Raw genomic sequence first — 24,653 nt, 5'->3', positions numbered from 1 at the left:
CTATGACTCCTGTTCGCCACTAAAATCAAACCACTCTTTATACTTGCGATCTAAGGTTTTGCGCGATACGCCTAAATCCCTCGCCGCGGCGGACTTATTGCCAGAATGTAAGTCCACAACACTGGTCACATGGTGTTTTTCCACGTCTTTCAATGGCCAATCCAATGGATAACCCGATGTGGATAAAGACTCACTCTTCAGCTGTTGCTTCCAATATTCCGCTGGCGGTTTGCCCAGCAAAATACAACGCTCAATCATGTTGCGCAGTTCACGAATGTTACCAGGCCACTCGTGTTGCTGTAGTTTCACCATATCTTCATGGCTCCATACGACTTCTCTTACCCCTAATTCAGCGGCAAGTTGGCGAGTGAAATGATGGGTTAACTCCACGACATCTTCGGGTCTATCACGTAATGGCGGGATTAAAATATCGAGCACATTCAGCCGATAATATAAGTCTCGACGGAAATTCCCTGCATCCACTTCATCAATCAGAGTACGGTTAGTGGCCGCGATCACTCGCACATCGATGTTCACTTCTTTCTCGCTGCCCACTGGGCGAATCGCTTTTTGCTCTAATACTCTGAGCAATGCCGTTTGCATTTTCAGTGGCATTTCGCCAATTTCATCGAGGAAAATCGTCCCGCCCGAGGCAAAACTGAATAAACCTTCACGATTGCCTTTCGCACCCGTAAATGCACCAGCGGTATGGCCAAACAATTCACTTTCGAGCAGTTCAGGGGCGATAGAGCCACAGTTAACGGGGACAAAAGGTCCCTGACGTCCACTGAGCAAATGTAATTGCCGTGCGACTAATTCCTTACCCGTGCCCGACTCACCTTGGATCAAGACGACGGCATTGGTCGGCGCTACACGTTCGATGATATGTTTCACCGACTTCATGGCTTCACTGCTGCCAATAATGGTCGATGAATAACCGATTGAAACCTCACGACGCAGCATCAAGTTTTCACGTTTGAGCAAGCGACGTTCGATACAGCGATCGACCGCAGTCATCATCTGTTCAAGGTGGAAAGGTTTCATGATGAAGTCAGAAGCACCAGCACGTAGCGCGGTAATCGCGACTTCCATGTCGGCATAGCCAGTCATAAATATGATGTCCGAACGACGCCCCTGCTCATCCAACGCTTCATGCCATTCGATACCTGAACGACCAGGCAGACGAATGTCGACGATAAGCAAATCGAAATGGCAACGGCTACGCAGCTGCTCAGCATCTTCGATACTGCCCGCCGTTTCGACTAAGGCAAATTTCTTCGAGAGTGCCTTATTTAAAAAACTCCGCATTCCGGGTTCATCATCAACAATCAGTACCGATACTGCCGATGGAAGAGGCTTGAGGTTATTATCTATCTGGCTCATATTGTCTGCTTCTGGACATTTTGACTCATTTGCGACCAATTCTAGCACTGAAAATAGATGAATAGGTCACTATGAACCATCAGAAGTTTGTCCTGAGACAATTTGTCTGAAGAGTATTTGTTAAGCTTGGGATCAAGCTCACAAATTAGGTTAAGCTGTGAAGAAAATGACCGCATTCTCAGCTTGGCATCTAACTTGCTTTCAACCGAACGTATTACAATTTACGAGACCTTCCACTCAGTAGGCATTTGAGTTGGAATCCTATTTTCCGCCAAGGAGTACCCATGCTAAACATGAAATCTCATATGAAGTCATTACTGGGACTGGTTGTTGCAGCCAGTATGTTCACTGTTTTACCCGCTCACTCGACTGAAATTATCAAGTTAGCCACCACCACCAGCACAGAAAACTCAGGCCTATTGAAAGAACTGTTACCTAAGTTCGAAAGTGAATCAGGCTACAAGGTTCAAGTCATCGCCACTGGTACAGGTAAAGCCCTGAAACTAGGTGAGCAAGGTGACGTGGATTTAGTCATGACTCACGCACCTAGCGCCGAAGCTAAATTCGTCGCCGATGGTTTTGGTGTCGAGCCCCGTGGCATTATGGAAAATGATTTCGTAGTACTTGGCCCTAAAAACGACCCAGCAAAAATCCGTGACAGCAAAACGGCCGAAGAAGCCTTCGTTAAAATGGCAAAATCAGGCGTACCTTTTATCTCTCGTGGTGACAACTCAGGCACTCACATCAAAGAGTTAGAAGTATGGAAAGCGGCAAATGTTACTCCTAACTTCAAAGGTTATACTTCAGTCGGTCAAGGCATGGGTAAAACCCTGCTGATGGCAAACGAAATGCAAGGTTACACTCTGTCTGACCGTGGTACTTTCGTGGCTTATAAAACTAAACTCGATCTTGCCGTTGATTTCGATGGTGGCAAAACCTTAGCCAACCCATACCAAGTCATTCTCATCAACCCTGCTAAATACCCAGATCTGAACCACAAAGGCGCTAAAGCATTCAGCGACTGGTTGATCAGCAAAGAAGGTCAAAGCATGATCAACAACTTCAAAGTCGAAGGCGAGCAATTGTTCAAGGCAACTTATAGCGAATGAACGACGGCTGGCTAGCACTATTACAGCAGGCGTTAAGCCTGCTGTTTTCTTTAGACCCTGACGTTTGGTCCATCATTTCGATCTCGTTTTCGGTTTCTTTCGCGGCACTGCTGATCACGCTGGTTCCTTCCATGGTGCTCGGCTTTGTGTTGGCGTTTGCACCATTTCGCGGCAAATGGATAGTCACTAACTTAGTTCAAACTCTGCAATCAATCCCTACAGTGGTTATCGGTCTACTCGTGTATTTACTGCTAACGCGTAACGGTCCTCTGGGCGATCTAAAATGGTTATTTACCCAAGAAGGCATGATTCTCGGGCAAATGTTCATCTGTGCCCCCGTGCTAATTGCAATGAGCCAAGCCGCATTCACTAGCGTTGATCGCAGAGCTTGGGAAACCTCACGCACCTTAGGTGCCTCTTGGTGCCGTGCAGTGTGGACAGTATGCCGAGAACTGCGCATGCCCTTACTGCTGGCGATTGTCGCGGCCTTTAGTCGCATTCTGACCGAAGTCGGCTGCTCTATGATGGTCGGCGGCAATATTTTAAACGTGACCCGTAATATTCCTACCGCAATCGCACTTGAAACCAGCAAAGGTGACTTCGCCCAAGCTATCGCCCTCGGGCTAGTGCTGCTAATCTTGGCCTTGATCCTCAACTTTGCCTTAGGTAGTTTACGCGGCAAAGCCATGCCAAGGAGCCATTAAGCAATGACTAAGGTCAAACTGATCGCCCGTGACGTAGAAATGTCCTTTGGTGCGCGCCTGTTATTCAAAGCCGACGTATTATCGCTCTGCCAAGGAGATGTGATTTATCTGCAAGGCGACAATGGCACAGGCAAATCAACCTTGATGAAAATTCTGGCGGGCTTAATGCCACCAACCAAAGGTCATATTGAGGCTGTCGGTTTTGCCCAAAATGCTTGGTGGCGACGCAATCCATTGTTAGGTAAGGCTGTTTATCTGCACCAACATCCTTATTTGTTCGACGGCACAGTAGAATATAATCTCACCTATGGGCTGAATTTCAGCTCAGAAACAAAAGCCAAGGCGAAACAGCGGATTACTCAAGCGATTGAGATGGCGCAGCTAGGATCGCTGCTGCAGGCAAGGGCCAGTAATCTCTCTGGCGGCGAAAGACAGCGCCTCGCGATTGCGCGCGCTTGGATCCTACAACCTAAACTGTTAATGCTCGATGAACCCACCTCCAATATGGACAAGGATTCCCAAGAGCTAGTATTAAAAATGATCCAACAACTCAAACACGAAGGCACAGGAATGTTACTGAGTAGCCATCAGAATTGCGCGCTAACCGCCATCTGCGAACAACAGTGGCACATAGAAGGTGAGCGCGTGATGACCTCTTATCAACAGCCTGAATCTTTGCCAGCACAGGAGCCTTTGTATGTCATCGCAAATTGATGCCGTTATTCTCGCCGGTGGTATGGCCCGTCGCATGGGTGGCGACGATAAAGGTCTTGTCGAATTAAACGGCGAAGCCATGATTAAGCACACAATAGATAGAATAAAACCTCAGGTTAAGGAGATCCTGATCAACGCAAATCGTAACCAAACACGTTATGCTGAGTTCGGTTTTAAGGTGATAAGTGACGAGCATAGTGGTTTCCTCGGACCTTTAGCGGGTATGATCACCGCTATGGGCCAAACAGATGCAGACTACTTATTAGTAGTGCCCTGCGACTGCCCACTCCTGCCACTCGACCTTGTTCCGCGTATGTTGGCAGCAATTGAAGCAGAAAAAGCCGAGATTGCTGTCGCCAGTGACGGTGAGTATGAACAACCCGTTGTTTTACTCTTAAAACCTAGCTTACGCGACTCGATGAAAGCGTTTCTTGAGGCGGGTGAGCGTAAAGTGGACTTTTGGTATATCAAACATCACTTCGTCGTAGCGTCATTCGCCGACCAGCCCAATGCTTTTGTGAATGTGAATACGCCAGAACAAAAACAACGACTAGCGATAGAAATCACCCAATAGCTAAAAAGGCTCCAATAACCCAAATTAGAGGTGCAAATGAGTAACCCCTTCGACAATCCGCTCGCTATTCCCGTTCTCGGATTTTGTGCCTACAGTGGCACGGGGAAAACCACCTTACTCAAGCAATTGATCCCCGAATTAAATCAACGTGGCCTGCGCTTAGCCGTAATCAAACATGCCCACCATAATTTCGACGTAGATATTCCCGGCAAAGACAGTTACGAAATGCGTAAAGCGGGCGCACGACAAATGCTGGTCGCCTCCCATGTACGCTGGGCGCTGATGACAGAAGATGCGCGCGATGGCGATCCTGAGTTAGTCCATTTACTCAAGCAAATCGAAGCCGACAAAGTCGATATCGTCCTCGTCGAAGGCTTTAAAAAACTTGCCTTACCTAAGATTGAATTGCACCGCGCCGCCCACGGCAAACCTTTTATCTACACCCAAGATGAGAATATCCTCGCCATCGCCTGTTGCGATGACACTCAGTTGCCAAACGACGCACTCCCGAGTGAGCTGCGCCGACTCGATCTCAACAATGTCAGCCAAATTGCCGATTTTGTGATGGAGTACGCCCAAAACTGGGAAGCGCCACTCCAATACCCCATTTCGGCAGTGGATACCTGCGCCATAGGCGACAACAAAAACCTCAGCGTCAGCCAAGGTTTAGCGCAAATTTTATCCCATGTTTCACCCGTGGCAGAGATTGAAGACATTGAGTTAGATGCCTTAGATAACCGCGTTCTGGCCAGCGACAGCATTTCTCCCGTCGACGTACCACAACAAACTAATTCGGCGATGGATGGCTACGCCTTTGTCTATCAAGACCCAATGCCTACCACCTTAAAATTAGTGGGAGAGGTTCTTGCCGGTCATCAATATTCGGCCACGCTTAAGGTCGGCGAAACCGTGCGTATCATGACAGGCGCAACAGTGCCCGCGGGTGCCGATACTGTGCAGCCCCGAGAGCTTGCCAAGGAAGTCGATGGCATTGTTAGCTTTGAAGGCCGTATTCTTTCTGGCCAACACGTTCGCCTCGCTGGAGAAGATATTGCTCAAGGCCAAGTCGCACTTGCAAAAGCCACTCGCCTAAGCGCCGCCGAACAAGGTTTACTGGCCTCACTCGGGCTCAATCACGTGAGTGTATATCGCCGACCAACTGTTGCAGTATTCTCCACCGGCGATGAAGTGAGCCAGCCCGGCGAAGTACTCAAAGCTAACTGCATCTATGACTCAAACCGCTTTACCATCAAAGCGATGGCAAAACGTCTCGGTTGTGACGTTATCGATTTAGGCATTATCGAAGATTCTGAAGCCGCCCTTGAAGCAACTCTCGCTAAAGCCGCCAACCTTGCTGATGTCGTCATTAGCTCGGGTGGTGTGTCTGTCGGCGATGCAGACTACATCAAAACCGTGCTTGCACGCCTCGGAAAAATTGATTTCTGGCGGATTAGCATGCGTCCGGGTCGGCCACTCGCCTTTGGTAAAGTGAATGACAGCTTATTCTTCGGGCTACCTGGCAACCCAGTCGCAGTCATGGTGTCTTTCCTGCAATTTGTGCAGCCCGCTTTACGAAAATTAGCAGGTGAAGTGAACTGGCAAGCGCAGCTATTCCCTGCAATAAGTGATGAAACTCTACGAAGCCGTCAAGGCCGCACCGAATTTATTCGCGGGATTTATCAGCTTGGTAAAGATGGACGTCTGCACGTGAGTAGCACGGGCAACCAAGGTTCTGGGATGTTAAGTTCAATGGTTAAAGGGAATTGCCTCATCATCATAGGGGATGATGCAGAAGCCGTGAATGCAGGTGAAACAGTATTTATTCAACCCTTTGCGGATCTGCTTTAGGATCCAGTGAGTTTTTATGAGTCTAATTGTGGATTCCTTTGGCCGTAAGGTCGAATATTTACGGCTCTCGGTCACCGACCGCTGCGACTTTCGCTGTGTTTATTGCATGACGGAAGATCCCTGTTTTCTGCCAAAGGACCACGTACTCCACCTCGAAGAATTAGCTTGGATTGCCCAAGCCTTTACCGAGCTTGGTGTGACTAAAATTCGCCTGACCGGCGGTGAGCCCTTAGTTCGCACCGATTGCGACCAGCTAGTGGGTCTGCTTGGCAAACTGCCTGGGCTGACGGATTTATCCATGACCACCAATGGTTCAAGGCTGACAAAATTAGCTAAACCCATGTTTGATGCAGGATTAAAGCGCCTCAATATCAGCCTAGATACCTTAAACCCCACACTGTTTACTCAGCTAACGCGTAACGGCAAATTAGACAGAGTCATCGACGGTATAGATGCGGCTATTGCGGCGGGATTTGAACGAATCAAGATTAATGCGGTGATTTTAAAACAGCAGAACGATAATGAAGTTATTGATTTAGTTGATTTCTGCCGTGGCCGCAACTTAAACATCGCCTTTATCGAAGAAATGCCACTTGGCGAAATGGATGAGCGGAAACGCGCCCGTCATTGCAGCAGCGATGAAGTAAAAGCCATCATTAATAGTCACTATCCGCTACAGCTTTCCAACAAACGTACCGGTGGCCCAGCACGTTATTACACTATGGCCGACAGCCCAATCCATATCGGCTTTATCTCGCCCCACAGTCACAACTTCTGCCACGAATGTAATCGCGTGCGCGTCACAGTCGAAGGCCAATTACTGCTGTGTTTAGGCAATGAACATGCCGTTGATCTCAAAAGCATAGTCCGGGAATTTCCGGCTGATATTGAAAGATTAAAAGTCGCTATTCTCGCGGGAATTAATCTCAAGCCTAAGCAGCACGACTTTGGCAATAATCAGGTACAAATCCTACGCTTTATGAATGCCACTGGCGGTTAAGCATCACCACTCCATCGCTTAAGGGCTAGCATCTCAATTTGGCCGTGATAAACTCGAAGCATCACCCCATACTTAGCGTTACACATTTCTATGGCATTAACTCGTAAGCAATGGAATAACATCATCATAGTCGCCTGCGCCTTTATGGTCGCCGTGCTGACTTTTATGGATAACAAAACCAATAATGTTCCGAGTGATGCTCAGCGACTATTTGACGATAATGCGCCGCTTTCACAGCTGCAACTCGACGGGTTATGGCTGCACAAGCAAGCATCACAATGGGAGTGCGACACTAAAGTCCTCAACTGTGATGAATGGGCAAAGGCGTGGCAAACCATACGGGTATCCCCCTTAACCGCCGCGCCAGAAACCACAGATAATCCGCAAGAGTTAGTCATCCAGATTGCAGATATCCGCGATGCTCAACTGTGGATCTATTTTCCCAATGAAGGCGCCTTAAAGTCTCCCGCAGGTAATTGGTATTTAGTACCACCGAGTTTAAGAGCTAAACTGCAACCGATCCTCGATGCGAAACCCGCAACTTAATGTCACCCCATTTTACTTAAGATAAGAAAGAATCCATGCCGGAATTACCAGAAGTTGAAGTCACCCGTCAGGGTATTGCCCCATACCTTGTCGAGCAAACCGTAATAGATCTTGTGATCCGCAATGGCTCGTTGCGCTGGCCTGTGCCTGACATAGCCAAACAGATTATCGGTCAAGTTATACGCCAAGTGCGACGCCGTGCTAAGTATCTATTAATCGACACTGACGCGGGCACCAGCATAGTGCATTTGGGTATGTCAGGGAGTTTACGGATTTTGCCCCACGACACGCCAGTGGAAAAGCATGACCATATCGACTTAGTGCTCGCCAACGGCCGCATTTTACGTTTTAACGATCCGAGACGATTCGGTGCTTGGCTATGGTGTGAACTCCCAGAAGAAGCGCATCCATTACTTGCCAAACTGGGGCCAGAGCCACTGACTAATGCTTTTAATGTCAAACAATTAGCAGCAGCTTTAACGGGCAAGAAAAAAGCGATCAAACTCTGTCTGATGGATAATCATATCGTAGTGGGAGTGGGCAACATTTACGCCAATGAAGCCCTGTTTGCGGCGGGCATTCACCCAGAGGCCGAAGCAGGTAAAATCGATATCGAGCGTTTGACCGTTTTAGTTGCCGAAGTGAAGCAAATCTTAGCCCATGCCATTAAACAGGGTGGCACCACGCTGAAAGACTTCACCAATGCCGATGGCAAGCCCGGCTACTTCGCCCAAAAACTGCATGTCTATGGTCGCGGCGGTGAAACCTGCACCAGCTGCGGTAACTTGCTGAGTGAAATCCGTTTAGGCCAGCGCACCACAGTATTTTGTGGCATTTGCCAAACACGCTAATATTGCGTTATTTATAAGCCAAAATGCCAAGCAAGTGCTTGGCATTTTTCGTTATTTAATCAATTATATCTGTCAAAAACGATACTCAAAACTGCTAAATAGCGTGGCATTGGTATCATTTTCTTGAACTTCAAATTCCGATCTCGATACTGTTCCACCTAAGCTCCACATGCCTTTCCACACTGGCATACGGTAAGAAAGCTCCAGCATCAATAAATCTTCTTTTGGCGGTTGTGGTGCCCAAGTGTTAACCACATTGGAGCCATCTTTATTCAGCTTTGCATAACGCAGCAACGAGGTAAAACCACGGCTGTTATTAAACTGGCCAACTAATCCAACCACAAACACTTGTGCATCACTATCATAGGTAGAACCCAAAGCACGACCATAGTAGCGAGCACCACTCAGATAGACAGGATCCTCATAGAAACAATTGGCACTATCACCATCGCATTTTACATAGGTGTCCGAATATTCCATGAACAACTTAAACTGCTTACCCGATGTGCCAAAATGGGTATCAATCCCCCAAAGTGAGCCACAGTCACTACCATTTTCACAACTATGTTCGAGATATAATCCAACGGGGATATCCTGCAAAGTATCGGCATAACGCATATCAATACTTTGAGTTCTATGGCCTGCATCGCGGCGCTCATTAGGCGCACAATCATTTGTACCATCGATACAAACAGCATTACTCGCAACCGAATCCCACCAAGAGTCAAAGTTACAATCTTGGCCCTCACCACAAAATAAGGTCGACCAAGACAATCCCACTTCTAACTGTTTAATCGGTCTTGCACTTAAGCGCATATCCCACTCAGCCGTCTTAGGCACAGCACGATCCACTTCAGTTAAACTAAATCCGGTTTTAAAGGTCCAAGGGCCAATCCAAGATAACCAAGGTGTTTCAAAAGCCGCGGCATTGTTACGGCTCAAGGTTAACGATGACATAGGGCGGGCGTTATTAGAACGATGTAGAGCCGAGTCAAACCCCGGTCCCCACCACTGCTCAACCGCGCCTAAGGTTGCGATCCAATTGCCAAAAATGATGGCAAAATAAGACTCATCAAGGCGGAAATTTTTATTATCTTGCGGATCATAGGTTTCTGCCACAGTCGCCTTATAAGCAACACGCGATCCTAAATACTCGTAGGAGCCCAGCACTTCACCTTTCTCGCGATAGTCAGAACCATAATGTTGAAAGCGAGCAGGATCAGATGCTGCCGATACTTTTATCCGTGCATTACCACGATTATCGACAGCATTTTGATAATAAAAATTAACCCGTGCAAAGGCTTGTACTAAAGAAGGAGAAAGCAGCTCAGGCTCAATTTTCGCTAAATCACCACCAATGCCAGACCACATCAATGGATAAGTATTCACAGGCACAGTGATCACACCCGCATCAGCAAGTGCTTGAATGTCAGCTCTAAGATATATATCAGAGGCATCGACCCAAGGTGCAGCAGCAAGCATTGAAGAAAAAAATAGGCCAGAGGCAATGCTAGTAGCAAGGATCGTGGGGGAAAAAAAAGCCTTCATAACATCCTTTTAAGTATCATCACAAGGCAACAATGCCTCAAAGTTAACACAAAACTCCTACGTAAAAACTATCTAGTTCGCAGGTAAAATCTAAGGTTTAACCAACTTAAGCTTTGCCACCAATGCAGCCGTTACTTCAGGGTGAACAAACTGGCTCACATCGCCACCATGCAGGGCGACTTCCTTTACTAAGGTGGAAGATATAAAAGAATTCTCCTCAGCGGGCGTTAAAAATACGCTTTCCAGATCTGGGCTCAATCTGCGATTCATATTTGCTAATTGGAATTCATATTCAAAGTCGGATACCGCGCGTAACCCACGCACAAGTACACTGGCCTTTTGCTCCTTGGCAAAATCCACTAGCAACCCAGAAAACCCCACCACCTCGACATTATCCAAATGAGCAGTCACCCGATTGACCAATTCAACTCGCTCTTCAAGGGTAAATCTAGGCTGTTTGGAAGGATTAGCCGCAATGCCAATCACCACATGTTTAAACAGTTTAGCCGCACGCTCAATCAAGTCGGCATGACCATTGGTGATAGGATCGAAAGTTCCTGGATAAATAGCTCTTGTATGCACTTTGCTGACTCAACTCACATGGATGCCAAAAATCATTGCTCGCCAGTCTACTCGTTTTAGCCAAGCGAGTGAATAATCGCAGCAAAAACGACTTTAAATACCGATAAAAAACTTAAAAATAAGCAAGAACGCTATTGATTAAGCCCATGTAAAGGCACGAACAGGTATAATGTTGCACGAAATTAAAACCGACCACATACAATGTTGCTCCCCCTGTTTAACGATATACACTGAGCAGTGTTAGGTTTAAAAAACGACGTTTGAAGACACGCAGAAGAGCATATATGAAGAAAATCGCGATTTTTTGCCATAACTTTTTCTCCAACGGCACAGTGAAAGTCGCCTTGTCGCAGGCAGAAGTGTTACAGGAAGCAGGACAAGATGTGCATTTGTTTGTGTTTCACAAGGAAGGCGATTTTATACCTCCGCAAAATGTGACCATTCATTATCTGTTTGAAGCGGGTCAAAAACCTTCGCTACAGGAGCAGATACAACAACTCAAAGCTAAAGTGAGCGCCGCCGAAAAAACGGGCAAGTTTTCACTCTTTCTAAGTAATTCAACTGACTGCGATGTTGTTGTTTCCGGCTGTCATTTCGATCCTTGCTACTACTTCTGTCATTGTGCGTTAAAACAAGAGTTATTGATGGAGTTAAAACGCGGTCCAGTACACTTCTGGCGCAGATGGAAAAAAGCCAAGGCTCTGATCGGCAAAAAAATCATCACAGTCTCAAATGGTATTGCCGACGAACTCAGAGCCACTTCTTGGTTAAAACCCCAGAGCGTGCAAACCATCTACAACCCTTTTCGCTTAGAAGAAATAAAAATTAAGACTCAAGAAGTCATCGCCGAAATTCCCAATGAGCCTTATATGATCCATGTGGGTAGAGTCACTCGTCAAAAGCGCCATGACATTCTCTTCAAAGCATTGAGGGATATGCCGACAGCACCTAAACTCGTGCTTCTCTGTAATCGACCAAATAAAGCGCGTAAATTAGCCAAAAAATACGGTGTTGAGCACCGAATTATCACACCCGGTTTTCAACATAATCCCTATGCTTGGATTGCCAACGCAGAATTAATGCTACTGAGCTCAGATTTTGAAGGCTTGCCAACGGTAGTCATTGAGTCATTGGCCTGTGGCACCCCCGTCGTAAGCACTGACTGCCCTCACGGCCCGAATGAAATCCTTACCGGACATTTAGCTAAATATTTGGTCCCCGTTCGCCAACCTGCATTGTTGGCACAAAAGGCTCTGGAATGTCTGGCATCGCCTCCATCGCTTGAAGACCTTGCTATTCTTAAAGCCGTAGATAGTCAAAATATTGCAAAGCAATATTTGAACTTAGCCGAATAAATATCTTTAATACGGTAAAAAGTAGAAACTCTATTGAATATAAGTAGAGTTTCTACTTAACCTCCAACACCCGTTACACTCTGATACAGTATGAAAGCTCGTTTTAATTGGATTAAAAAACACAAGACGTTAACAAATGCATCAAACAAAGAGTAATAACACACAGAAATACAATACATTTAACCTGTATAATTACTATTATTGAACATCGATAAAACAGTTTATTATAAGGTTAACCATTCTGTATTTATGAATAAATAAATTCATTGATAGTCTATTTGAAAAATATCAAAATACTTCCCATCAAATAATTCTGCCTAAGTAGAATTAGCAATAAATGATTTTTTGGGGTAGTAATGAGTAAGCTTAAAGTGGCTTTATTAGTTGATGAGTACTTTGGTGGTACAGGCACAGTGTATGGTGGATACGGTTTTCTAGCACGCCACTTAATCGCCAAACACTTACCCAACGAAAATATTGAAGTAGAAGTGCTGATAAAAAAAGACTGCAGCAAGCAAAGATTAATACCTCGTCGCTATATGATAGATGGCATTAAAGTTTATCGCTTAGCGGCTAAGTTTATGGATTTCCTTAATATTAGGTTTCTGAAAAAGAAGAATTACGATATATTTCTGTCAATAGAAATGACAACCCACTCATATCGTATTCTAAAAACTATCCCCAATATTGATAAAAAACTCCTATTTTGGGTTCAAGATCCAAGACCTGATTATGAATGGGATGAAATTAATACCGTAAAACTTTTCCCTGAGAAAAGTTATTGGGACAGTAATATTTATCAGTTTGTTCATGACCTTTGGGCGGCAGGGAAAGTCTCATTTATTTCTCAGGCACGCTTTTTAGATCGTAAAGCCAGAGATCTCTACAATCTCGATGATAAAACAGAAATCAAATATTTACCCAATCCTATCGAGATCGATCATAATTTCGATGTAGAAGCACACCCGAAGAAAAATCACATTATCTTTCTGGGACGAATTGAGTCAGTCAAACGTGGTTGGTTATTTTGCGAGATAGCTAAACTGATGCCTGAATATGAATTTTTCATGCTAGGTCAGTCATTTAGGCAGTCAAAGAAAAATCAGTCCATCATGAATGACTACCTAAATATTCCCAACCTACATTTTGTAGGGCATGTAGAAGGCGATCGAAAAAACCAGCTAATCAAAGATGCTAAAATTTTAGTCAACACTTCAATTCACGAAGCTCTACCAATTTCTTTCTTAGAAGCGTTATCTTATGGCACCCTTCTCGTCAGTTGCCGTGACCCCGACGAGCTGACGAGTCAATTTGGCGTATTTACAGGTACAGTGCTCGGAGATGGTTTTGATAAAGTCGATTTATTTGTCGATGGTATACGCCATCTGATGGAAAACGAACAACTAAGACAAGAACTCGCGGTTAAGGCAGTTGACTACATCAAAGCAAACCACAGTATTGAAGATTTCCAGAAAAATATGCAAGAAATCATCTTTAAACTGGTTGAAGAAACGAAACTGCAAGGCTAACAAAATGGGCCGATATTTCAATATCGGCCCATAAGTAACGACAACTAGCTAAAACAACTTCCAATAACCTAGCTTGCGCCGCATCTTAAAATGGCGCAACAAGTTCAATGGTTTAGGTTTTAGCCAATCTGTGCCTTTATCAATCAAAGCATCTGTTGCGGCTAAAACTCGCTGGCTAGATTGACCATCGCCCGTAGGGTGAATTTGATTGCAATAATCATGGATGTGCGCCATCAAATCATCAGGACGACTCAGTGCTCGCGTTAATGCAGATTCAATATCCTCAACCCGACTGATATCGATTAAATGATCTTTCGGTGACTGATTTTTAAAGGTCACCACTGGTTTTCGCTGCATTAAAAACATCAACAGAATCGATGAAGTGTCACACAACATCACATCCCCCGCCTGTAGCAAAGGGATCACATTATCAGTTTCAACAAACTGTAAATTCTCGTTTTCTAAAGCCTTGTACTGCTCAACAATCTTAGGATTCATCTTTGGATGAAATTGCACTAACCAGCGCCATTGGCTCTTTTGCGACAGGGCTTTAATCTGCTCAAATACCACAGGTGCGCAGGTCAAACTTGGGGAAAATGTTGAGCAAAAGAGTACTACTGGCCTTGGGTCATCAGCTTTGATATAGGGATTATCTTTATTCTCAAGAAATAGGGGGTCGAGCGCAGGCCATCCCGTTTCAACGACAGTAAAAGTACCAAACTTTTTCTCTAGTTTCAGAAAGGGCAGAGTCGTCGCAGGGCCTTGGGTACAATACAAATCAAAACAATCTCTGATTTCGAAGTGATCTTCTCGGCCCTTATGATTCATTTTACCCGCATTAAATCCATGGAATACGCACACTTTAACCCCAGGAATAAAACGAGGGACAACGTTCCCAGGGACGAATACCGCATCTGGTTTCCACGCTTTCACAGCATCGATGCTCTGCAAGCGCAGTTCATCGGTTTTTAAAAACTTAGGATCGACCTCATTTCCCTCTAAGAACCAGCTAACCTCATCACCTCTTTCCAAAATGACTTGTTGAAGTGGCCTTAACATCGCATAGGAATAGTTTTGCGCTATGTAAAATAAATAACGTCTTTTGGCTTGTTTGGCTTCTTCCACAAGCATGCTCCTAAAACACAAACGAATAAATTATTTTGCCAACGCTAAATATTGTTCGGCAATTAAGGTCGCATCGACTTTGGCCAAAATCTCAACCTGCTCGAGGGATGGCGGCAAGCTAACAACCTCGTCTATCATTTTAGCTAACGCTTTGGGATCACGACGCGGCACGAGATAAGGCACTAAATTCCCCGTTAAAATTTCACTGGGTCCATGTGGGCAATCAGTGCTCACAACAGGAGTCCCACAAGCTAAAGATTCAATCAAGACTGTCGGTAAACCTTCAAAATCAGAGCTGAGCACTAATGCCTTAGCCTGCTTAATCCATGGAAAAGGATTACTTTGAAAACCGGGAATAATTAATCGCTTTTCAATACCAAACTTTTTCGCTGCTTTTATCGCTTTTTTGTGGTTATGACACAAGAGCACGACAGGAAGTTGATTTTGCGTGAGCTTGAGGGCTTCAAACAACACATCATGGCGCTTTTGCTTAGCAAAGCGACCGACATGAATAAGATAATCTCCCTGAGGGATTTGCGGATTATCTTGCTGTGATTGAGATGTGATTTCGTTAAATTCAAATGGATTATAGATAGTTTGCATAGATGCTGGATGCAAACGACCTTTATCTTTAATCTCCTTTGCAATGCCATTTGAGACAGTAATCAAATGCTGGCCATTTAGCGCTTTTTTGGATTTTAGCTTCTTGAAATAAGCAAACGGTCCCAGTTTAAATTGGCGGCTCAACTCTTCTTCTACAGAAGAATGGACTATGACATAAAGCGGTGAAACACCAGTTTTGGTCATCATTAAATTGGTTTTATCTAAATTTGATAAAAACAAATCAAACTTGCCCACTTGAAATTCAATTTCCGCGATTTTTGCGCTGAGTTTGTTAACCGAAGCATTCAATCGCCCAAAATGGTCGAAATCTTTATCCTTAGGGACAAAACATTGATGAATGGGTAAGTCATCTGGGATTTCATAATAGCGATTATCTTCCATGACTAAAAAATGCGGCTCATGCCCTAAGCGAATAAATTGCTTGGCTAAGGTAATCATGACCTTTTCGGCTCCGCCACCCGCTAAACTGTCAATGGCAATGGCTATCCGCATGATTTATCTCCTAAACGATATTCTGAATACCCACCGCTAATGCAGCGATATTTCAAGAGTGCTGAACAAGAATGCACGATACTAACAAGCCTGAACTGAGTGTCTGCTGAACCACTAACTCAAACTTCTCAATCACAGCTTCAACACTGATCAATGACATTAGATGCTCGCCTTTGGCGCGAGTGCCCCACTTAACTTCGCCACTATGTTGGGATGCTATTGCCTCATCATAGGCGCTCGCCACATATTGCTGCGATAGGTAAGGACCTGTGCGCCCAGGATTGGAATGGGCATATAAACCAATGACTGGCGTGCCTTGGGTAACCGCCATATGCGCAGGGCCAGTATCCGGTGCTAACACTAAGCTTGCGCGTTTGAGCAGGGCCAATAATTGAGTCAGACTGGTTTTGCCAACTAAATTATCGATTTTAGAGGGACACGCCTGCAAAATTTGCTCTGCTAAATCCTTCTCAAGCTGAGTTGGGCCACCGCACAGCATGACTCTAAATCCTTTCGCAATCGCATGGCTCGCAACGGCGGCATAACGCTCTGGTAACCAGTTACGTTCAGCCTTACTGGCTGCGGCGCAAATGATAAAGACTTTTTCATTGTCTTTAATCTGCGTCTGGGCAAATTCAGTATCCGCAATTGGCACAGGAATATGCCATTGAGGAGTGAGATCGTTAACGCCAATCGCCTTAGCAAATCCCATAAATCCTTCGAGCACATGGGGATTTTCCAAGGGCTCCACCCTGTGATTTGTCACTAGCCACTGACCTTCTTTAGCGCGGGCACGATCAAAGCCTATGCGCACCTTTGCCGAAATGGCTAATGAAGCCAAAGTTGCACGCAGCGCAACCTGCATATGCAGCAGCACGTCAAAACGTCGGCCTTTTAAGGCCTTACGCAAATTAAAATAACTGCGCCACCCTTGAGATTTATCGAAAATAACAAACTCAATGCCGGGTAAATGCTTCAACAATTGATATTCGAGTTTACCGATCACCCATGTGATTTTGAGCTCGGGGTATTGCCGCTGAATCGCCTGCACCATAGCCACGGCATGACAGACGTCACCGATAGCGGATAAGCGAAGCAAACAAAGAGAATTCATGGTATTGGGATTTAAACTCATTGGGATTGAAGCTAAAAGCTCTTAAGGTTATTTGGCGCAAGCTAAGGATCTTAATGTAGAATGGCCCTAGGTGCCACGCTTAAGTCAACAAATCTCCGATGAATGCTCAGATACAGATCATAAAAACCGCCCAAGGTCACATGGCGCTTTGCCAAGATACGCCAACAGATATCGATCCCGCGTGGTTCTCGGTGGATTTTTGGCGGGCTAAAAATGCTGTCGTCGGTTCATCCAAAGGCCGCTACACCACTTGGTTTGTGGCATTTGAGCACAGTCATTGGGTATTGCGTCATTATTGGCGTGGCGGCTTAATGGAGAAATTCAGCAAAGATGCTTACGTTTATACTGGCCTCGAAAATACCCGCGCCATGGGTGAGTTACGCTTATTAGACATTTTGTATCGCGAAGATTTTGCTGTACCTAAACCGATTGCCGCCAACATAGTGCGCAATGGATTATTTTACCGCGCCGATATCATTATCGAACGGGTCGAAGGCGCCGAAGATTTAGTCGCTAAACTCGGCAAAGGGATAATGAGCACTGAGCAATGGCAAGCATTGGGAGCAACTATCGCCCAATTCCATCAGCGTGGTGTGTACCACGCCGACCTCAATGCCAAGAATATTCTGTTCCAGCCCGCACAAACTGAACCCTTAACGCCAGAGCGGTTTTATCTTATCGATTTCGACCGTGGTGAGTTAAAAACACCGAGCCCGCAATGGCAGCAATCGAATCTAGACAGACTGTTACGTTCCTTTAATAAAGAACAAGCCAAGCTACCCAACCTTGCCTTCACCGCTGATAACTGGTCATCACTGATGCAGGGCTACCAAACGGCGATGCAAAGCGCCTGATCCACTTAACAAATTATCCCGTTGAATTAAGCGGTTATTAAAGATTGCGCAAAAAGAAATTGTCGTTGCAAGGCACCACGATTAGCCTCAACCACAGCCAATCCCGCGTTCACCGCCTGCAGGCGTAACTCAGGTTTAGCAAAATACTCAATCAAGTTAGCGGCAAGTTCATCCGCCGAAGCGACAACCTTTAACCCACCAGCATCCGCCAACATCAGCGTAATTTGGGCAAAATCCCAATGGTTCGGTCCCACCATAACAGGCACGCCCATAGCAACAGGCTCCAAGGGATTATGACCACCGTTAGTGATCAGCGTACCACCGACAAAAGCTTGATCCGCGGCGCCATAAAAGGTCAGAAGTTCACCCATGGTATCGCCTACCAGCACTTGAGTCGTTGCCGCCACAGGAAGATTACCGCTGCGGCGAACAAATTCAAAACCTTGGCTGGCAACAAACTCAGCAACGGCAGAAAACTGCTCAGGATGACGCGGCGCAATAATCAGCAAGGCATCGGGCCACTGAGCCAATAATTGCCTATGGGCTGTAAGCATGGCGTCAAATTCTCCAGGATGCACACTGCCTGCGACCCAAATAGGCGAGGTTTCACGCCCCCAAGCTTGACGTAGCTGCTTGGCATTGGCTAAACGCTCGGGCGTAATACTGAGATCAAACTTCAAACTACCGCATACTGTCACTCTGTCTGGCGATACACCGAGTTCAATAAAACGCTGCGCTTCCACTTGAGTTTGCACCGCAATAACATCGAGTCGTTGCAACATAGGTCGATTGAGTGTTGGATGCTTAGCATATTGCGCCGCCGACTTGGCCGACAGGCGGGCATTCGCTAACATCAAACGCACACCGCGTTTGGCAGCAACAGCAACTAAGTTAGGCCACAGCTCAGTTTCCATAATCACGCACCACTTGGGCGAGACTTGGCGCAAGAAACGCCGCACACACCAAGGTAAGTCAAAGGGCAAATAACAATGCTGCACTGAGTCACCAAAGGCTTTGCGCACTTCGGCAGATCCCGTTGGACTGGTTGTGGTAACCGTAATGCTTAGCTCAGGGTGTGATTGCATAATCAAACGGATCAAGGGGATTGCCGCGAGCGTTTCCCCCATAGACACAGAATGGATCAGTAAATCCGTCGATTTTAGTCGGGTTAATCCAAAACGCTCCCCCCAACGACCGCGGTAATCAGGGCTTTTAATAGCACGAAATGCTAAATAGACGATTAGCAAAGGGGATAATAAATATAAGATCGTGGAATAGAGAAAACGATTCATTAAAAACGTGCTTATGAGTTTTGCCTGTTGAATGGCGGCAATGTTAGCATATGCACCAAATTAGGGATAATTTACCAGCAGTATGGCGGTCGTTGGTTAACTCTATCTATGATGTGGCGTTCACTAGCAATTTGGATAACTTATGAAAACCCGCGACAAAATAATCTATGCCAGTCTTGAACTGTTCAACGAGCATGGCGAAAGAAACATCACCACCAATCACATTGCCGCTCACTTAAATATGAGTCCCGGGAATCTTTATTACCATTTTCGCAATAAAGAAGACATTATCCGCTGTATTTTCAGCTTATATGAGAATCATCTCGAATCGGGTTTCCAACCCTATGAAGATAAGCAAGTGGATGTAGAACTGTTAATCGGCTACTTCGATGCGATGTTCTATACCCTGTGGCAATTCCGCTTTATGTACGCCAACCTTGCGGATATTCTCGCTCGCGATGAAGAGCTAAAAAAACGTTATTTGCATGCACAGCAACAAGTTTTAACGCGTTCGAGCCACGTGCTGCATAAACTTAAGCAAGATGGCTTTTTACACTTAGAGAGCGACAAAATCACGCCACTGGCGGATACCATCAAGATGATCGTCAGCTTTTGGATCGGTTACCAACTCACGCAATCCAGCACGTCGACCATCACTAAAGCGACGCTCTATGAAGGTGTATTGAGGGTACTGATGATTTTCAAAGCCTATGCAACCCCGACATCCGTCGCGACGTTTACTCGCCTAGAGCAGCATTATCACGCGTTAGCGAATCAAGAATCCCTCTAACATCGTCCCAAACACCTTTGTTGGGAACTCGCATTCGGTACTAGACTCAAAGCAATTATAGTGCTGAGTGCGAGCTCGGTTTTCGCTCTACATCCCTTAAAAGAAGACTCAGCCAAACAGTGGCAAACTTATATTGCACATTAGTTTTTATAATGTAAAAACTACTTTAACCCTAAACTAGTTTATCTTGCGAACCTGCATGAAAAAAAGGCTGTAGGCCGATTAGGTTTAGAGTTAGAATGCCGCCACTCCCAAAATCAGAATAAAGTTAACTAAGGAGATATCAGGTGGCCTCTACCTCATTCTACGCACAGATTAATCAACAGCTTGCAGACATCAAAGCCGAAGGCTTATATAAAAGCGAGCGTGTTATTGCCTCACCGCAACAGACAGCCATTCAAGTTAATCAGCAAGAAGTTATTAACTTTTGCGCGAATAATTACTTAGGCTTAGCGAATCACCCAGAGCTAATCAAAGCCGCCCAACAGGGCTTAGACAGCCACGGCTTTGGTATGGCGTCGGTGCGCTTTATTTGCGGCACGCAAGATATCCATAAAAAGCTAGAAGCTAGCCTAAGCGAATTCCTCGGCACTGAAGACACCATTCTTTACTCTTCATGTTTTGATGCAAACGCCGGCCTGTTCGAAACCCTGTTAGATGCAGAAGACGCGATTATTTCCGACGCGTTAAACCATGCTTCTATCATCGACGGTGTACGTTTATGTAAAGCCAAGCGTTTCCGTTATGCCAACAACGACATGGCCGATTTAGAAACTCAGCTGATCGCCGCTAAAGAAGCAGGCGCCCGTAACATCTTGATCGCCACCGACGGCGTATTCTCCATGGACGGCGTGATTGCTAATCTGCAAGGCGTATGTGATTTAGCCGATAAATACGGCGCACTGGTGATGGTCGATGACTCTCACGCGGTAGGCTTTATTGGCGCAAATGGTCGTGGCACCCACGAATATTGCAATGTGATGGACAGAGTCGACATCATCACAGGCACCTTAGGCAAAGCCTTAGGCGGCGCATCGGGCGGTTTCACTTCGGGTAAAAAAGAAGTCATCGACTGGTTACGCCAGCGTTCACGTCCTTACCTGTTCTCTAACTCATTAGCGCCGTCAATCGTGACTGCATCTATCCATGTGTTAGAAATGCTCAAATCAGGCCAAGCCCTGCGCGAAGCCGTATGGGAAAACAGCCGTTATTTCCGTGAGCAAATGTCAGCAGCTGGCTTTACCTTAGGCGGCGCCGACCACGCGATTATCCCTGTGATGATTGGCGATGCGAAACTGGCGGGCGACTTTGCTAACCGCTTATTAGCAGAACATATTTATGTTATTGGCTTCTCGTTCCCTGTGGTTCCTAAGGGACAAGCCCGTATCCGTACGCAAATGTCAGCGGCACATACCCGTGAGCAACTCGACAAAGCGATCACCGCCTTTACACGTATTGCCAAAGAAATGGGCATTATTTAGGACTCAAGACAATGAAAGCACTAAGCAAGTTAAAAGCCGAAAAAGGTATTTGGTTAGTCGATGCGCCTAAGCCAGTAATGGGCCACAACGATCTGCTGATCAAAATTAAAAAAACGGCGATTTGTGGCACCGACATGCACATCTACAACTGGGACGAGTGGTCACAAAAAACCATTCCCGTTCCTATGGTTGTTGGCCATGAATATGTAGGCGAAGTGGTTGATATCGGACAAGAAGTGCGTGGTTTTAAGATTGGTGACCGCGTATCTGGCGAAGGTCATATTACCTGCGGCCACTGCCGTAACTGTCGCGCTGGCCGCACCCATTTATGCCGCAACACCTCTGGTGTCGGTGTAAACCGTGAAGGTTCATTCGCGGAATACTTAGTGATTCCCGCCTTTAACGCCTTTAAAATCCCTGATGACATCAGCGATGATTTAGCGTCAATCTTCGACCCGTTTGGTAACGCTGTGCACACAGCATTATCCTTCGATTTAGTCGGTGAAGACGTGTTGATCACAGGCGCAGGTCCCATCGGCATAATGGCTGCGGCAGTGTGTCGTCATGTAGGTGCGCGCCATGTGGTGATCACAGACGTTAACGAATACCGCTTAGAGCTGGCCCGTAAAATGGGTGCAACTCGCGCAGTCAACGTGTCTAAAGAAAGCCTGAAAGACGTGATGAAAGAACTGGGCATGACCGAAGGTTTCGACGTCGGCTTAGAAATGTCTGGCGTACCATCGGCCTTCCACGCCATGTTAGATACCATGAACCACGGCGGCAAAGTCGCTATGCTCGGTATTCCAAGTGGTGAAATGGCCATCGACTGGAGCAAAGTGATCTTCAAAGGTTTGGTCATTAAAGGCATCTACGGCCGTGAAATGTTCGAAACTTGGTACAAGATGGCCAGTCTTATCCAATCAGGCTTAGATATTTCACCTATCATCACTCACCACTTCAAGATTGATGATTTCCAACAAGGTTTCGACGCCATGGGCTCGGGCCAATCGGGTAAAGTGATCCTCAGCTGGGATTAATCCACCAGAGCATAACCTCGATAGGGGCTGTACACTCGCAGCCCCTTGTTGCACACTTATCCCATCTTGATTTCCATCTCTTAGCTTTGTCAGGTTTTATTATGTCTTCCTTTAAACACTTAAGCGTTAATCAATTCCTACAAATGACCGAAGCACAGCCAGTGCAAATCGTCGATATCCGCGATGGCAATAGCTTCACCAACGGCCATATTGCAGGTGCAACTAACCTGAATAACGAAAACCTGGCGCAATTTATTAGCCAAGCCGATATGGACAGCCCGCTAGTGGTGGTTTGTTACCACGGCATGAGCAGCCAAAATGCGGCGCAATATTTATGCGAGCAAGGGTTTGATGACGTTTACAGTCTAGACGGCGGCTATAGCGCCTGGCATGAGGCAAATGCATGATAGAAATTGGCCGACTCCCCAACAGTAGAGCCGCGCAGGCATTTGTCGATTACCTCAAAGGTGAGCACATTGACTGCCAAATTGAGCCGCTGGAGCAAGGTGTCGCCATTCTCGTCATCCATGACAAAGATCTGGAGCAAGCGCGCAAAGAGTTTGCCCATTTCATGGCTCATCCCTACGACAGTAAATATCTGCAAGCCTCGTGGGAACACGGCGATACCCAAACTAAGATAGATTACGGTGCCCCTTCGCTACAGTTGTTTACCCAATTCATTACCGGCGCAGGCCCAGTCACGTTGATCGTTTTTGCGGTTTGCGTACTCATTTTTGCGGCGATGAACTTAGGGTTCGCCAACCAAACCTACGCAGCACTGTCCTATTTTGGCGCGGTACCAAATTCAGAGTTCAGTCAATTCTGGCGCGTTTTCACTCCGAGCCTGCTGCATTTTTCAGCCATGCACGTCATCTTTAACTTGCTCTGGTGGTGGTATTTAGGCGGTAAAATCGAAACCCGTATCGGCACAGCGCCATTGCTAATCTTGCTGTTTGTGGCGGGCACACTGCCAAACGTCATCCAATATTATGTCGGTGGACCTAACTTCGGCGGGCTATCCGGCGTTGTGTATGCCGTGGTGGGTTACACTTGGGTCATGGGGATACGTAAACCTGCTGCTGGAATAGACTTTCCACCATCATATATGGCCTTTATGATGATTTGGTTGGCATTGGGATTCACGGATATTCTAGGGGTTTCGGTTGCTAACGGCGCCCACATTGGCGGCTTACTCATAGGTTTAGCCCAAGGTTTATTTGATAGCCGCAAATCCTCGAGCTCAATCTAATAACTCAATCTAATATAGTGAACCAAGATAAATCCTAAAATTTATCTTGGTTCAATAACTCGCTTCACCCCTCTGCAAACCGCTCAAACTAACTCAGATCAGTCATTTCTAGTAGCTTAACGACTAGCTTCTCGATGCCTGAATGCGCTTCAGCAATATTACCAGCCAACATATAAGCGGGAGTGCTGACAATGCGATTCGCTTCATCCACGACTATCTCATGTACTGTCGCAACCTGATGCTCACCGCCCATCAAATTAAACGCTGCAACAGTATCGCTATCATTACCGATAGTGCCTTTTACTCCCTGGGGATATAAACGCGGGATCATCATAGGAGCAATACAGATAAAACCAACGGGCTTTTTCGCCAGAATGAACTCATTGATAAAATCAGTCACCAGCGGTTCCAATTCACACTCACTGCCATTCGTCGCAAAGTTACACAGATTTTTCGCCGCACCAAAGCCACCGGGAATGATCAAGGCATCAAATTCGGCGATATCTAATTCTGTGGTCGCTTTGACTTCGCCACGGGCGATACGTGCCGACTCCACCAGCACGTTACGACTTGCAGCAGCATCGACCTCACCAGTGAGATGATCTACCACATGCATCTGTTTGATATCTGGTGCAAAACACTGGTAGTGAGCCCCTGATCGGGATAAGCATAAAAGCGTTAAAACCGATTCATGTATCTCAGTTCCATCGAAAACACCACATCCACTCAGTAACACTGCGACTTTTTTCATTAAAAATATCCTTCTTATGTCATTAAGTTTTAACAAACCATAAACAAACTAGTTGATCTGATTAAAAATCGTGCTAACTT

General features: G+C 46.0%; 24 protein-coding genes. 16 read left to right on the top strand and 8 right to left on the bottom strand.

The genetic code is table 11. The features are described 5' to 3' along the window. Positions 1-1,383, bottom strand: a complete 1,383-nt coding sequence (locus L5M28_RS13325; protein WP_105250738.1) for a sigma-54-dependent transcriptional regulator — start codon at positions 1,381-1,383, stop codon at positions 1-3. Positions 1,384-1,667: 284 nt separating this feature from the next. On the opposite strand from L5M28_RS13325, the gene L5M28_RS13320 reads away from it, so the two are divergent. The 8 genes from L5M28_RS13320 to mutM all read left to right on the top strand — a co-directional run bounded on the left by L5M28_RS13320 (position 1,668) and on the right by mutM (position 8,729). After that, positions 1,668-2,492, top strand: coding sequence for a substrate-binding domain-containing protein (locus L5M28_RS13320; protein WP_105250739.1), 825 nt, complete (start codon positions 1,668-1,670; stop codon positions 2,490-2,492). Then, positions 2,489-3,196: an ABC transporter permease gene (locus L5M28_RS13315; protein ID WP_105250740.1), complete on the top strand. Its 708-nt coding sequence runs from the start codon at positions 2,489-2,491 to the stop codon at positions 3,194-3,196. Before L5M28_RS13320 ends, L5M28_RS13315 begins: the two co-directional genes overlap by 4 nt. A 3-nt stretch (positions 3,197-3,199) precedes the next feature. Beyond that, a complete protein-coding gene (locus tag L5M28_RS13310; RefSeq protein WP_263203573.1) occupies positions 3,200-3,910 on the top strand; it encodes an energy-coupling factor ABC transporter ATP-binding protein in 711 nt (236 codons plus the stop codon). Further along, positions 3,894-4,484: a molybdenum cofactor guanylyltransferase MobA gene (gene mobA, locus L5M28_RS13305; RefSeq protein ID WP_113940167.1), complete on the top strand. Its 591-nt coding sequence runs from the start codon at positions 3,894-3,896 to the stop codon at positions 4,482-4,484. The genes L5M28_RS13310 and mobA overlap by 17 nt, the downstream gene beginning before the upstream one ends. Before the next feature lie 36 nt (positions 4,485-4,520). After that, positions 4,521-6,332 carry a bifunctional molybdopterin-guanine dinucleotide biosynthesis adaptor protein MobB/molybdopterin molybdotransferase MoeA gene (locus L5M28_RS13300; RefSeq protein ID WP_263203572.1) on the top strand — a complete coding sequence of 604 codons (1,812 nt, stop codon included), beginning with the start codon at positions 4,521-4,523 and terminating at the stop codon, positions 6,330-6,332. Between the two features lie 16 nt (positions 6,333-6,348). Next, the gene (moaA, locus tag L5M28_RS13295; RefSeq protein WP_263203570.1) at positions 6,349-7,332 is read left to right on the top strand and encodes a GTP 3',8-cyclase MoaA; all 984 of its coding nucleotides are present in this window, start codon (positions 6,349-6,351) and stop codon (positions 7,330-7,332) included. A 90-nt stretch (positions 7,333-7,422) separates the two neighbouring features. Further along, positions 7,423-7,878 (top strand): hypothetical protein, encoded by a 456-nt coding sequence (locus L5M28_RS13290; protein ID WP_212599448.1) that lies wholly within the window; start codon positions 7,423-7,425, stop codon positions 7,876-7,878. A gap of 35 nt (positions 7,879-7,913) precedes the next feature. Continuing rightward, positions 7,914-8,729, top strand: a complete 816-nt coding sequence (mutM, locus tag L5M28_RS13285) for a bifunctional DNA-formamidopyrimidine glycosylase/DNA-(apurinic or apyrimidinic site) lyase (protein ID WP_011787487.1) — start codon at positions 7,914-7,916, stop codon at positions 8,727-8,729. Between the two features lie 72 nt (positions 8,730-8,801). Here the strand turns inward: mutM and L5M28_RS13280 are convergent, their stop codons facing one another. Both L5M28_RS13280 and coaD read right to left on the bottom strand, forming a co-directional pair. Further along, the gene (locus tag L5M28_RS13280) at positions 8,802-10,277 is read right to left on the bottom strand and encodes a capsule assembly Wzi family protein (RefSeq protein ID WP_263179255.1); all 1,476 of its coding nucleotides are present in this window, start codon (positions 10,275-10,277) and stop codon (positions 8,802-8,804) included. Positions 10,278-10,367: 90 nt separating this feature from the next. Next, positions 10,368-10,859: a pantetheine-phosphate adenylyltransferase gene (gene coaD / locus L5M28_RS13275; protein WP_212599446.1), complete on the bottom strand. Its 492-nt coding sequence runs from the start codon at positions 10,857-10,859 to the stop codon at positions 10,368-10,370. 284 nt (positions 10,860-11,143) lie between these two features. Here coaD and L5M28_RS13270 point away from each other — a divergent pair, with 284 nt between their 5' ends. Together L5M28_RS13270 and L5M28_RS13265 are read left to right on the top strand one after the other, a co-directional pair. Then, positions 11,144-12,214 carry a glycosyltransferase gene (locus L5M28_RS13270; RefSeq protein WP_105250748.1) on the top strand — a complete coding sequence of 357 codons (1,071 nt, stop codon included), beginning with the start codon at positions 11,144-11,146 and terminating at the stop codon, positions 12,212-12,214. Positions 12,215-12,570: 356 nt separating this feature from the next. Then, the gene (locus L5M28_RS13265) at positions 12,571-13,743 is read left to right on the top strand and encodes a glycosyltransferase family 4 protein (RefSeq protein ID WP_173497803.1); all 1,173 of its coding nucleotides are present in this window, start codon (positions 12,571-12,573) and stop codon (positions 13,741-13,743) included. A 48-nt stretch (positions 13,744-13,791) separates the two neighbouring features. Here L5M28_RS13265 and L5M28_RS13260 read toward each other — a convergent pair whose 3' ends face one another. From L5M28_RS13260 to L5M28_RS13250, 3 genes are read right to left on the bottom strand one after another with little or no spacing between them, the layout of a single operon-like run. Then, positions 13,792-14,874 (bottom strand): CDP-glycerol glycerophosphotransferase family protein, encoded by a 1,083-nt coding sequence (locus L5M28_RS13260; protein WP_411569179.1) that lies wholly within the window; start codon positions 14,872-14,874, stop codon positions 13,792-13,794. A gap of 24 nt (positions 14,875-14,898) precedes the next feature. Further along, a complete protein-coding gene (locus L5M28_RS13255; RefSeq protein WP_263203565.1) occupies positions 14,899-15,984 on the bottom strand; it encodes a glycosyltransferase in 1,086 nt (361 codons plus the stop codon). A gap of 52 nt (positions 15,985-16,036) precedes the next feature. Continuing rightward, entirely contained in the window at positions 16,037-17,119 is a 1,083-nt protein-coding gene (locus tag L5M28_RS13250; RefSeq protein ID WP_263203563.1) for a glycosyltransferase family 9 protein, read from the bottom strand. Positions 17,120-17,217: 98 nt separating this feature from the next. Between L5M28_RS13250 and L5M28_RS13245 the strand changes: the two genes are divergently transcribed. Beyond that, positions 17,218-17,973, top strand: coding sequence for a 3-deoxy-D-manno-octulosonic acid kinase (locus tag L5M28_RS13245; protein WP_263203562.1), 756 nt, complete (start codon positions 17,218-17,220; stop codon positions 17,971-17,973). A 26-nt stretch (positions 17,974-17,999) separates the two neighbouring features. On the opposite strand, the gene waaA is transcribed toward L5M28_RS13245, so the two are convergent. Continuing rightward, positions 18,000-19,265, bottom strand: a complete 1,266-nt coding sequence (gene waaA / locus L5M28_RS13240; protein WP_263203561.1) for a lipid IV(A) 3-deoxy-D-manno-octulosonic acid transferase — start codon at positions 19,263-19,265, stop codon at positions 18,000-18,002. Positions 19,266-19,407: 142 nt separating this feature from the next. On the opposite strand from waaA, the gene L5M28_RS13235 reads away from it, so the two are divergent. From L5M28_RS13235 to glpG, 5 genes are all read left to right on the top strand, one after another. Next, positions 19,408-20,055: a TetR/AcrR family transcriptional regulator gene (locus L5M28_RS13235; protein WP_011845372.1), complete on the top strand. Its 648-nt coding sequence runs from the start codon at positions 19,408-19,410 to the stop codon at positions 20,053-20,055. Positions 20,056-20,342: 287 nt separating this feature from the next. Continuing rightward, complete coding sequence (locus L5M28_RS13230; RefSeq protein ID WP_006079371.1) at positions 20,343-21,536, top strand: glycine C-acetyltransferase; 1,194 nt, start codon at positions 20,343-20,345, stop codon at positions 21,534-21,536. 11 nt (positions 21,537-21,547) lie between these two features. After that, the gene (gene tdh / locus L5M28_RS13225; protein WP_113940153.1) at positions 21,548-22,573 is read left to right on the top strand and encodes an L-threonine 3-dehydrogenase; all 1,026 of its coding nucleotides are present in this window, start codon (positions 21,548-21,550) and stop codon (positions 22,571-22,573) included. 101 nt (positions 22,574-22,674) lie between these two features. Beyond that, complete coding sequence (glpE, locus tag L5M28_RS13220) at positions 22,675-22,980, top strand: thiosulfate sulfurtransferase GlpE (protein WP_259582140.1); 306 nt, start codon at positions 22,675-22,677, stop codon at positions 22,978-22,980. Then, a complete protein-coding gene (gene glpG / locus L5M28_RS13215; protein ID WP_263203558.1) occupies positions 22,977-23,822 on the top strand; it encodes a rhomboid family intramembrane serine protease GlpG in 846 nt (281 codons plus the stop codon). The genes glpE and glpG overlap by 4 nt, the downstream gene beginning before the upstream one ends. 88 nt (positions 23,823-23,910) lie before the next feature. On the opposite strand, the gene elbB is transcribed toward glpG, so the two are convergent. Continuing rightward, the gene (gene elbB / locus L5M28_RS13210) at positions 23,911-24,573 is read right to left on the bottom strand and encodes an isoprenoid biosynthesis glyoxalase ElbB (protein WP_173497796.1); all 663 of its coding nucleotides are present in this window, start codon (positions 24,571-24,573) and stop codon (positions 23,911-23,913) included. Positions 24,574-24,653: the final 80 nt, after the last annotated feature.

The organism is Shewanella sp. SW32, assembly GCF_025653365.1.
Taxonomy (GTDB): domain Bacteria; phylum Pseudomonadota; class Gammaproteobacteria; order Enterobacterales; family Shewanellaceae; genus Shewanella; species Shewanella oncorhynchi.
This window is presented reverse-complemented; position numbering and strand designations above follow the sequence as displayed.

What these genes read in the sequence shown, in the direction of transcription:
- L5M28_RS13245 (WP_263203562.1), top strand. Translation starts at nt 17,218, where the DNA reads ATGAATGCTCAGATACAGATCATAAAAACCGCCCAAGGTCACATGGCG.
- elbB (WP_173497796.1), bottom strand. Translation starts at nt 24,573, where the DNA reads ATGAAAAAAGTCGCAGTGTTACTGAGTGGATGTGGTGTTTTCGATGGA.
- L5M28_RS13300 (WP_263203572.1), top strand. Translation starts at nt 4,521, where the DNA reads ATGAGTAACCCCTTCGACAATCCGCTCGCTATTCCCGTTCTCGGATTT.
- moaA (WP_263203570.1), top strand. Translation starts at nt 6,349, where the DNA reads ATGAGTCTAATTGTGGATTCCTTTGGCCGTAAGGTCGAATATTTACGG.
- waaA (WP_263203561.1), bottom strand. Translation starts at nt 19,265, where the DNA reads ATGAATCGTTTTCTCTATTCCACGATCTTATATTTATTATCCCCTTTG.
- L5M28_RS13260 (WP_411569179.1), bottom strand. Translation starts at nt 14,874, where the DNA reads ATGCTTGTGGAAGAAGCCAAACAAGCCAAAAGACGTTATTTATTTTAC.
- glpG (WP_263203558.1), top strand. Translation starts at nt 22,977, where the DNA reads ATGATAGAAATTGGCCGACTCCCCAACAGTAGAGCCGCGCAGGCATTT.
- L5M28_RS13250 (WP_263203563.1), bottom strand. Translation starts at nt 17,119, where the DNA reads ATGAGTTTAAATCCCAATACCATGAATTCTCTTTGTTTGCTTCGCTTA.
- L5M28_RS13320 (WP_105250739.1), top strand. Translation starts at nt 1,668, where the DNA reads ATGCTAAACATGAAATCTCATATGAAGTCATTACTGGGACTGGTTGTT.
- L5M28_RS13290 (WP_212599448.1), top strand. Translation starts at nt 7,423, where the DNA reads ATGGCATTAACTCGTAAGCAATGGAATAACATCATCATAGTCGCCTGC.
- L5M28_RS13235 (WP_011845372.1), top strand. Translation starts at nt 19,408, where the DNA reads ATGAAAACCCGCGACAAAATAATCTATGCCAGTCTTGAACTGTTCAAC.
- mutM (WP_011787487.1), top strand. Translation starts at nt 7,914, where the DNA reads ATGCCGGAATTACCAGAAGTTGAAGTCACCCGTCAGGGTATTGCCCCA.
- L5M28_RS13270 (WP_105250748.1), top strand. Translation starts at nt 11,144, where the DNA reads ATGAAGAAAATCGCGATTTTTTGCCATAACTTTTTCTCCAACGGCACA.
- L5M28_RS13310 (WP_263203573.1), top strand. Translation starts at nt 3,200, where the DNA reads ATGACTAAGGTCAAACTGATCGCCCGTGACGTAGAAATGTCCTTTGGT.
- L5M28_RS13265 (WP_173497803.1), top strand. Translation starts at nt 12,571, where the DNA reads ATGAGTAAGCTTAAAGTGGCTTTATTAGTTGATGAGTACTTTGGTGGT.
- L5M28_RS13315 (WP_105250740.1), top strand. Translation starts at nt 2,489, where the DNA reads ATGAACGACGGCTGGCTAGCACTATTACAGCAGGCGTTAAGCCTGCTG.
- L5M28_RS13280 (WP_263179255.1), bottom strand. Translation starts at nt 10,277, where the DNA reads ATGAAGGCTTTTTTTTCCCCCACGATCCTTGCTACTAGCATTGCCTCT.
- tdh (WP_113940153.1), top strand. Translation starts at nt 21,548, where the DNA reads ATGAAAGCACTAAGCAAGTTAAAAGCCGAAAAAGGTATTTGGTTAGTC.
- glpE (WP_259582140.1), top strand. Translation starts at nt 22,675, where the DNA reads ATGTCTTCCTTTAAACACTTAAGCGTTAATCAATTCCTACAAATGACC.
- L5M28_RS13325 (WP_105250738.1), bottom strand. Translation starts at nt 1,383, where the DNA reads ATGAGCCAGATAGATAATAACCTCAAGCCTCTTCCATCGGCAGTATCG.
- mobA (WP_113940167.1), top strand. Translation starts at nt 3,894, where the DNA reads ATGTCATCGCAAATTGATGCCGTTATTCTCGCCGGTGGTATGGCCCGT.
- L5M28_RS13255 (WP_263203565.1), bottom strand. Translation starts at nt 15,984, where the DNA reads ATGCGGATAGCCATTGCCATTGACAGTTTAGCGGGTGGCGGAGCCGAA.